Genomic DNA, 7,552 nt, shown 5'->3' with positions numbered 1-7,552 from the left:
GTCCGGGCCGGCGGCGGCCGCCGCCGCCGCCAGCGGTGAACCCCTGACACCGGAGCAGGCCGGCAGCCTGCTGATCACCCGCCTGTGGCAGGCCCTGCCCGCAGGCGTTAAGCCCAGCCGCCTGGTGCTCACCGCCCCGATCGAGGGGTACCGGGGCTATCGCCAGTGGCTGCAGCAACTCAGCAGCCTGATCCCCGTGGAGGAGGTGGCGCTGGTGGATGAGCCCACCGCGGCTGCCATCGGGGCGGGCCTGCCGGCGGGCAGCCGGGTGCTGGTGGTGGATCTGGGGGGCGGCACCATCGATCTCTCGCTCGTGGCCCTCCAGGGCGGAGAGGGACGGGCCGCGCCGATCGCCCAGTTGCTGCGCTTCGGTGGCCGGGACCTCGATGGCGGCCGCCAGGCTCTGCGCTGCGCCGAGGTGATCGGCAAGGCCGGAGCCTCCCTTGGTGGCCGCGACATCGACCGCTGGATCGCCGCAAGCCTCGCTCCGGACCTGGGGGAGGATCCCGCTTTGCTGGAGATCAGCGAGCGCCTCAAGTGCGGCCTCAGCGAGGCCGAGAACGTGACAGGCGTCTGGAGCTCAGCGGCAGCCGGCAGCCGCAGCCTGCGCCTCGATCGGACCCAGCTTGATCAGCTGCTGCGCCAGCGGGGTCTGCTGCAGCTGCTCGACGATCTGCTGGAGCGGGTGCTGGCGGCAGCACGGGCCAGGGGACTGGGCCTCGAGCAGATCGACGCGGTGCTGCCGGTGGGAGGCACCAGTCGCCTGCCCAGCATTCGCCACTGGCTAGCGGAGCGCTGCGGGCCGATCCCCGTGCGCGACCAGCGGCCCGTGGAAGCGGTGGCCCTCGGTGCCCTCGCCCTCACCCCGGGGGTGCGGCTCAAGGACGTGCTGGCCCGGGGGGTGTCGCTGCGCTGCTGGGACCAACGCGGCAGGGAGCATCGCTGGCATCCCCTCTTCCTCGCCGGCCAGAGTTGGCCCACTGATCAGCCCCTGGAGATGGTGCTCAGCTGCAGCCGCGATGGGCAGAGCAGCCTCGAGTTGGTGCTCGGAGAGCCGATCGAGGAGGACCGCAGTGAAGTGGTCTTCATCGATGGTCTGCCCCAGGTGCGGCGGCGACCCGCTGGCGAAGCCAGAACGGAGCCCTGGAGCCGGCAGCCGGCCCCGGTGAGCCTCGATCCTCCCGGCAGCTGCGGCCTCGACCGGCTGCGGCTGCGCTTCAGCATCGACACCGATGGCCAGTTGCTGCTCGAGTGTGAAGACCTGCTCGGTGGCAACCCGACCTGCACCAGGGTGCTCGGAGTGGTGCGCTGATGTTTTCGTGCGCTGCAAGCGGGCCCGAGGGTAGTGGACGACACGCTGGCTGCACCCCATGGAGGTGTTTTGGGCCCGGTTGCGTATAGAGAGAATTATTATAACTAACACGCCATTTTGGCCATCCGCCGCCACAGGCTTCCTCGCTTCTGGCTGGCTCTGACCCTCGGCCTGGTGGCCACCGGAGTGGGTGGGGCTTGGTGGTGGGAATCCCAGCTGCCACGACGGCTGGAGCAGGCCGCCAGGGACGGCCGTCTCGATGCCTGCATCCGCTACAGCGATCAGCTGGCTTCCTTGCGCTGGTTGAGCGGACGTTATCCAGAAGATCAGGGCCGCTGCCGCAGGGCCAAGGCCGAACAGCTCTGGCAGCAGCAGAAGCCTGAAGAGGCTCTCAAGCTGCAACTCCTGCTGGCCAATTCAGGGGCAGGCACCGAAGCCGACCGTCAGCAGCTGCTGGCCTGGCAACAGGGCCTCAAGGACCGGGCCCTGACGCGCTTCCAGCAGGGCGACCTGGAGGGAGCCCTCGCCCTGCTCAAACCGATGGGAGAGGACCAGCGGCCCGATGGCTCCGCCCTCGGCGACAACCTGCGCGAATTCTGGGCGCGCAACGAGCTGCAGCAGCAACGGGCCACGAAGCTGGTGGCTGAGAAGCGCTGGTGGGAAGCCCTTGAGGCCCTCAACCGGATCGATCACCCCTGGTGGACCACCGCCACCGCCCCCCTGCGCCAGCAGGTGGATCAGGCGGTTGCCGGGCTCAAGAGCAAGGAACAGGAGCACCACAGCCATGGGGAGCAGCCGATCGACAGCGTGCCCATCGCCAGCCTGAATGCCGCCGTTCAGCGTCAGCTGGCCACGGGCGTCGACGAGTGGACCGCCTTCACCAAGGCCTGCGACGAACTGGGCGGACGGGTGGTGGAATCAGGGCCGGAAACCACCTGCCGCCGCTGAGTTCAACCCGGTTCACCCCCCAGCTCTGACGCCCATGACAGGATTGGCTCTTCCACTGGATCCCCTGCGCATGAAGCCCGGAGAACAGGTCAAGGTCTGCCAGAGTGTGGTCGTCTACACCCATCCGGAACACCGCGGCAAGGCCTTCGATCTTCTCGGGCAGCAGGGTGAAGTGCTGCAGGTGCTCGACGACTGGAAAGGCAAGCCCATCAGTCCCACCCTGCCGGTGATCGTGGTGTTCGGACGCTTCCGCGCCCACTTCCGCCCCGACGAGCTCGAAGCCGTGGGCTGAAGGGCCTAGCCGGCCCGGATCAGGAAGACGCCGTCTTCGCCGTCGGTCTGGCGCAGACAGAGCTGAATGGACTCCTGACGGTTGGTGGGCACTAGGCGGCCGCAGAAATCGGGCTGAATCGGTAATTCCCGGTGGCCACGGTCGACCATCACCAGCAGCCGCACCAGGTCAGGGCGACCCCAGGTGTGCAGGGCATCCAGCGCCGCCCGCACCGTGCGGCCGGTGAAAATCACGTCATCCACCAGCACCAGCTGGCGTCCTTCGATGTCGGAGGGCAGGTGGGTGGCTTCCACCAGGCGGGTGCCGACCCGCTCCAGATCATCACGGTGAAAGGTGGGATCCAGACTTCCCTGGTCGATCGGGTGACCACAGAGCTCCTGCAGCTGCTCGGCCAGCACCCGGGCCAGGGCCACCCCCCGGGTGGGGATGCCCAGCAGCAGCAGCTGACGGCTGTCGATCACCCCCTCGAGCACCTGGGAGGCCAGGCGGCGCACGGTGCGGGCGAGATCGTCGGCGGAGAGGATCTCAAGCCGCCGCTGGTCGGAGGACGCCGCGGGTGGGGTGTTCACAAGGTGGTGAAGTCTGGCCTTCCATCGTATGGACGCAAGAATGTTGCCAAAAGCTGACGACCCCTTTGCGCAGCCTGGTTCACCGGGCTTCAGGTGTAACTTGACCCTGGAAGACGCTTGAATGACCATTCGGGAAGTCAGGGTGAGCGCAATTCCTACCTCCGGATCTCCACCCCTTTCCTCTGGCAGGGAGTCAGCCACGGCCCGTGGTCGAGATGGCGCCGTCCCTCCCGTGGTGTTGGCCATCCTCGATGGCTGGGGATTTCGAGAGGAGGCCCGTCATAACGCTGTTCAAGGTGCCAGCACACCAGTGATGGATGCCCTCTGGGAGGCCTATCCGCACACCCTGATCCAGGCCAGTGGCGGAGACGTGGGCCTGCCCGATGGCCAGATGGGCAATTCCGAAGTGGGCCATCTCACCATCGGCTCCGGCCGGATCATCCGCCAGGAACTGGTGCGGATCGGCAAGGCCGTGCGCGACGGCAAACTGGCCGCCAACCCGTCTCTCAACGAGCTGGCGGATCGGCTGCTCCGCGACGGCGGCACCCTCCACCTGCTCGGGCTCGGCTCCGACGGCGGCGTCCACAGCCACATCAGCCATCTCGGTGGCCTGTTGCAGTGGGCCGCGTCCCGCGGCCTCCGCGACGTCTGCATTCATGTGATCACCGACGGACGCGACACGCCGCCCCAGAACGCGATCCCCTATCTGGAGTGCATCGAAGCCCAGGTGAAGGCCGCCGGGGTGGGGCGGATCAGCACCGTCTGCGGCCGCTACTGGGCCATGGACCGGGACAACCGCTGGGAGCGCACCGAGAAGGCCTACCGCCTGCTGAGTGAAGAGGGAGAGATCAGCCCCCACTCCTTCCAGGAGGCGATCGCGGCGTCCTACGCCGAAGGCATCAACGACGAATTCCTCGAACCCCTGCGCCTGGCCGCCGGCGTCCTCAAACCCGGCGATGGGCTGATCTGCTTCAACTTCAGGCCCGACCGGGTACGCCAGCTGGTCCGCTCCCTGGTGCTCGACGAGTTCGACCAGTTCGAGCGCCAGCGCATCAGCCCACTGCATGTGGTCACCTTCACCCAGTACGAACTGGGCCTGCCCGTGGCGGTGGCGTTTCCGCCGGAATCCCTCGACGGCCTGCTGGGCCAGGTGGTCTCGGCCCACGGCCTGCGCCAGCTGCGCACCGCCGAAACCGAGAAATATCCCCACGTCACCTACTTCCTCAACGGCGGCATCGAACAACCCTTCCCCGGCGAGGATCGTCATCTCGTGCCATCCCCACGGGTCGCCACCTACGACCAGGCGCCGGCCATGTCGGCCGACCAGCTCACCGATCACTGCATCGCTTCCCTCAACAAGGGCGTCTATTCGCTGGTGGTGATCAACTACGCCAACCCCGACATGGTCGGCCACACCGGCCGGATGGATGCCACCGAGGTGGCCATCGCCACGGTGGACCACTGCGTCGGCCGCCTGGTGGAGGCCACCAACCGCATGGGCGGCACCCTGTTGATCACCGCCGATCATGGCAATGCCGAGCTGATGGAAGGGGATGATGGCCGCCCCTGGACGGCCCACACCACCAACCCGGTGCCGGTGATCCTGGTGGAAGGTGAAAAGCGCAAGCTCGGAGGCCACGGGGCCGCTCCCCAGCTGCGTCAGGGTGGCGGCCTGGCCGACATCGCCCCCACCCTGCTGCAGATTCTGGGGCTGCCCCAGCCGTCGAGCATGACGGGCACATCCCTGGTGGAGCCCCTGGAGCTGGTGAGCCCCAAGGCTGCTCTGGCTGGAGCCCTCCAGGCCTGAGCGGTTGGCTAAGTTGGAGGCATGCTTACCACCGTTCTGTCCTGGGTCTGGTCTGCCGTGGGCTTGCTGCTGATCGGCAGCGTGCTGCTGCATAGCCCCAAGGGGGATGGCATGGGTGGCCTGGCCAGCAGCGGCGGCTCGATGTTCAGCAGCGCCCGCAGCGCTGAGGACACCCTCAATCGCATCAGCTGGACCCTGCTGGGGCTGTTTCTCGGTCTGGCGGTCGTGCTCAGTGCCGGCTGGCTGCGCTGAATTGGCCGCTTGATGCTCCCGCTTCAGACCAGGCATCCAGCGCACCTGCTCCCTTCCCCTCCGTCTTGACCTGTGGATCCGATCAAACGCCGCGGCCTGCTGGCCTCCTTCGCCGTGCTGCTGGGCTCGCTCTGGGGAGGGGGCCAGGCCGAGGCAGCCTCGAAGGCCACTGATCCCAACTGGCAATTCAGCGAGAACGAATGGCGCAAGCGCCTGAGCCCCGCCGCCTACAACGTGCTGCGGCGCGAAGGCACCGAACGCCCGTTCAGCAGCCCGCTCAACAATGAGAAGCGTCAGGGAACGTTTCTGTGTGCCGGCTGTCGCCTGCCCCTGTTCAGCTCCTCGACGAAATTCGAGAGTGGCACCGGCTGGCCCAGCTTCTTTCAGCCCCTGCCCGGGGGGATCGCCACCAAAACCGACTTCAAATTGCTGGTGCCCCGCACCGAATACCACTGCAGCCGCTGCGGCGGCCACCAGGGTCACGTCTTCAACGACGGGCCCCGGCCCACAGGCAAGCGCTACTGCAACAACGGCGTGGCCCTGGAGTTCAAGGCCGGCTGAAGCCCCGCCCCCAGCTGGATCAACCCAGAGCCAGCGCCGCAGCAGCGGCGCTGCAACCATCATCCGGCCTGTCCAGCACAAAACCTGATCAACAAAAAAAAGGGAGGCGATGCCTCCCTCCCCTTGAATCGAACCGGATGGCGGAGCGCTTGAAACGCTCCGCCGCTGGCTATCAGTAGTCGAAGTCGCCGCCCATGCCGCCGCCGCCGGCGGGAGCTGCTTCCTTCTTCTCGGGCATGTCAGCCACGATGCACTCGGTGGTGAGCACCATGCCGGCGATCGAGGCGGCATTCTGCAGCCCTGAACGGGTCACCTTGGCGGGATCGACGATGCCGGCGGCCAGCATGTCGACATACTCGCCGGTGGCGGCGTTGTAGCCCTCGTTGAAGGGCATGCCCTTGACGTGCTCAGCCACGACGGCGCCATTGACGCCGGCGTTCTGGGCAATGCGCATCAGGGGAGCGGTGAGGGCGGAGGCCACGATGGTGGCACCGATCAGCTCTTCGCCTGTGAGGTTGGCAGCCGCCCACTCTTCCAGGGCCGGAGCCAGGTGGGCCAGGGTGGTGCCACCACCAGGAACGATGCCTTCCTCAACAGCCGCCTTGGTGGCGTTGATGGCGTCTTCCAGGCGCAGCTTCTTGTCCTTCATCTCGGTTTCGGTGGCGGCACCCACCTTGACCACGGCCACACCGCCACTCAGCTTGGCCAGACGCTCCTGCAGCTTCTCCTTGTCATAGGAGGAGTCGGTTTCGTCCATCTGCTTGCGGATCTGCTCGCAGCGGGCCTTCACCGAAGCCTCGTTGCCTTCGGCGACGATGGTGGTGGTGTCCTTGTTGATGGTGATGCGGCGGGCGGTGCCCAGCATCTCCAGCTTGGTGTTCTCCAGCTTGAGGCCGGCGTCCTCGGTGATCAGCTGACCGTTGGTGAGAACGGCGATGTCCTCGAGCATGGCCTTGCGGCGGTCACCGAAGCCGGGAGCCTTGACGGCGGCCACGTTGAGCACACCGCGCAGACGGTTGACCACCAGGGTGGCGAGGGCTTCCTTCTCGATGTCCTCGGCGATGATCAGCAGGGGCTTGCCGGTGCGGGCGATCTGCTCCAGCACGGGCACCAGGTCCTGCACCAGGCCGATCTTCTTGTCGGTGAGCAGGATATAGGGCTCTTCGAGCACCGCTTCCATCCGCTCGGTGTCGGTGGCGAAGTAGGGCGAGATGTAGCCCTTGTCAAAGCGCATGCCCTCGGTGACCTCCAGCTCGGTGGTCATCGATTTCCCTTCTTCCAGGGAGATCACGCCCTCCTTGCCCACCTTGTCCATCGCATCAGCGATCATGCGGCCGACTTCTTCGTCGTTGCCGGCGGAGATGGTGCCCACCTGGGCGATGGCGTTGGAGTCGGAGATCGGCTTGGCGTGCTCCTCGATCTTCTTGACGAGGAAGTCGGAGGCCTTGTCGATGCCCTTCTTGAGGGTGATGGCGTTGGCGCCGGCGGCCACGTTGCGCAGACCCGCCTTGACCATGGCGTGGGCCAGGACGGTGGCGGTGGTGGTGCCGTCACCGGCGGCGTCGTTGGTCTTGGAGGCGGCCTGACGGATCAGGGCGACACCGGTGTTCTCGATGTGGTCCTCGAGTTCGATCTCCTTGGCGATCGTGACGCCGTCGTTGATGATCTGGGGGGCGCCGAATTTCTTCTCGAGCACCACGTTGCGGCCCTTGGGACCGAGGGTGACGGCGACGGCCTCAGCCAGGATGTCGATGCCTTTTTCGAGGGCCCTGCGGGCGTTCTCGTTGTAAATGATGCGCTTGGCCATGGAG

8 protein-coding genes are annotated in these 7,552 nt (G+C 66.7%); 6 read left to right on the top strand and 2 right to left on the bottom strand.

Annotated features, from left to right (window positions below):
• The 3 genes from KQ304_RS03120 to KQ304_RS03110 all read left to right on the top strand — a co-directional run.
• A partial coding sequence (locus KQ304_RS03120) for an Hsp70 family protein (RefSeq protein ID WP_259735653.1) occupies window positions 1-1,312 on the top strand: 1,312 nt, incomplete at its 5' end.
• Between the two features lie 117 nt (window positions 1,313-1,429).
• Window positions 1,430-2,260 (top strand): hypothetical protein, encoded by an 831-nt coding sequence (locus tag KQ304_RS03115; RefSeq protein ID WP_259735652.1) that lies wholly within the window; start codon window positions 1,430-1,432, stop codon window positions 2,258-2,260.
• Window positions 2,261-2,330: 70 nt separating this feature from the next.
• Window positions 2,331-2,552 (top strand): ferredoxin-thioredoxin reductase variable chain, encoded by a 222-nt coding sequence (locus KQ304_RS03110; protein ID WP_259735659.1) that lies wholly within the window; start codon window positions 2,331-2,333, stop codon window positions 2,550-2,552.
• Window positions 2,553-2,557: 5 nt separating this feature from the next.
• Here the strand turns inward: KQ304_RS03110 and pyrR are convergent, their stop codons facing one another.
• Complete coding sequence (gene pyrR / locus KQ304_RS03105) at window positions 2,558-3,121, bottom strand: bifunctional pyr operon transcriptional regulator/uracil phosphoribosyltransferase PyrR (RefSeq protein ID WP_259735651.1); 564 nt, start codon at window positions 3,119-3,121, stop codon at window positions 2,558-2,560.
• Between the two features lie 232 nt (window positions 3,122-3,353).
• Here pyrR and gpmI point away from each other — a divergent pair, with 232 nt between their 5' ends.
• The 3 genes from gpmI (at window position 3,354) to msrB (ending at window position 5,741) form a co-directional block, all read left to right on the top strand.
• A complete protein-coding gene (gpmI, locus tag KQ304_RS03100; protein WP_259735650.1) occupies window positions 3,354-4,928 on the top strand; it encodes a 2,3-bisphosphoglycerate-independent phosphoglycerate mutase in 1,575 nt (524 codons plus the stop codon).
• Between the two features lie 21 nt (window positions 4,929-4,949).
• Window positions 4,950-5,180, top strand: a complete 231-nt coding sequence (secG, locus tag KQ304_RS03095) for a preprotein translocase subunit SecG (protein WP_259735649.1) — start codon at window positions 4,950-4,952, stop codon at window positions 5,178-5,180.
• Between the two features lie 81 nt (window positions 5,181-5,261).
• On the top strand, window positions 5,262-5,741 hold the full coding sequence (gene msrB, locus KQ304_RS03090; RefSeq protein ID WP_399228244.1) for a peptide-methionine (R)-S-oxide reductase MsrB: 480 nt from the start codon (window positions 5,262-5,264) through the stop codon (window positions 5,739-5,741).
• 172 nt (window positions 5,742-5,913) lie between these two features.
• On the opposite strand, the gene groL is transcribed toward msrB, so the two are convergent.
• On the bottom strand, window positions 5,914-7,548 hold the full coding sequence (groL, locus tag KQ304_RS03085) for a chaperonin GroEL (protein WP_259735647.1): 1,635 nt from the start codon (window positions 7,546-7,548) through the stop codon (window positions 5,914-5,916).
• Window positions 7,549-7,552: the final 4 nt, after the last annotated feature.

This window comes from Synechococcus sp. CS-1329, assembly GCF_025128055.1.
In the GTDB taxonomy this organism is placed as follows: Bacteria; Cyanobacteriota; Cyanobacteriia; order PCC-6307; family Cyanobiaceae; genus Regnicoccus_A.
Note: the sequence above shows the minus strand (reverse complement) of the source record. Positions and strands in the feature narration are given on the sequence as shown.

Coding starts and splice junctions, on each gene's coding strand:
- KQ304_RS03110 (WP_259735659.1), top strand. CDS start 2,331: ATGAAGCCCGGAGAACAGGTCAAGGTCTGCCAGAGTGTGGTCGTCTAC.
- secG (WP_259735649.1), top strand. CDS start 4,950: ATGCTTACCACCGTTCTGTCCTGGGTCTGGTCTGCCGTGGGCTTGCTG.
- groL (WP_259735647.1), bottom strand. CDS start 7,548: ATGGCCAAGCGCATCATTTACAACGAGAACGCCCGCAGGGCCCTCGAA.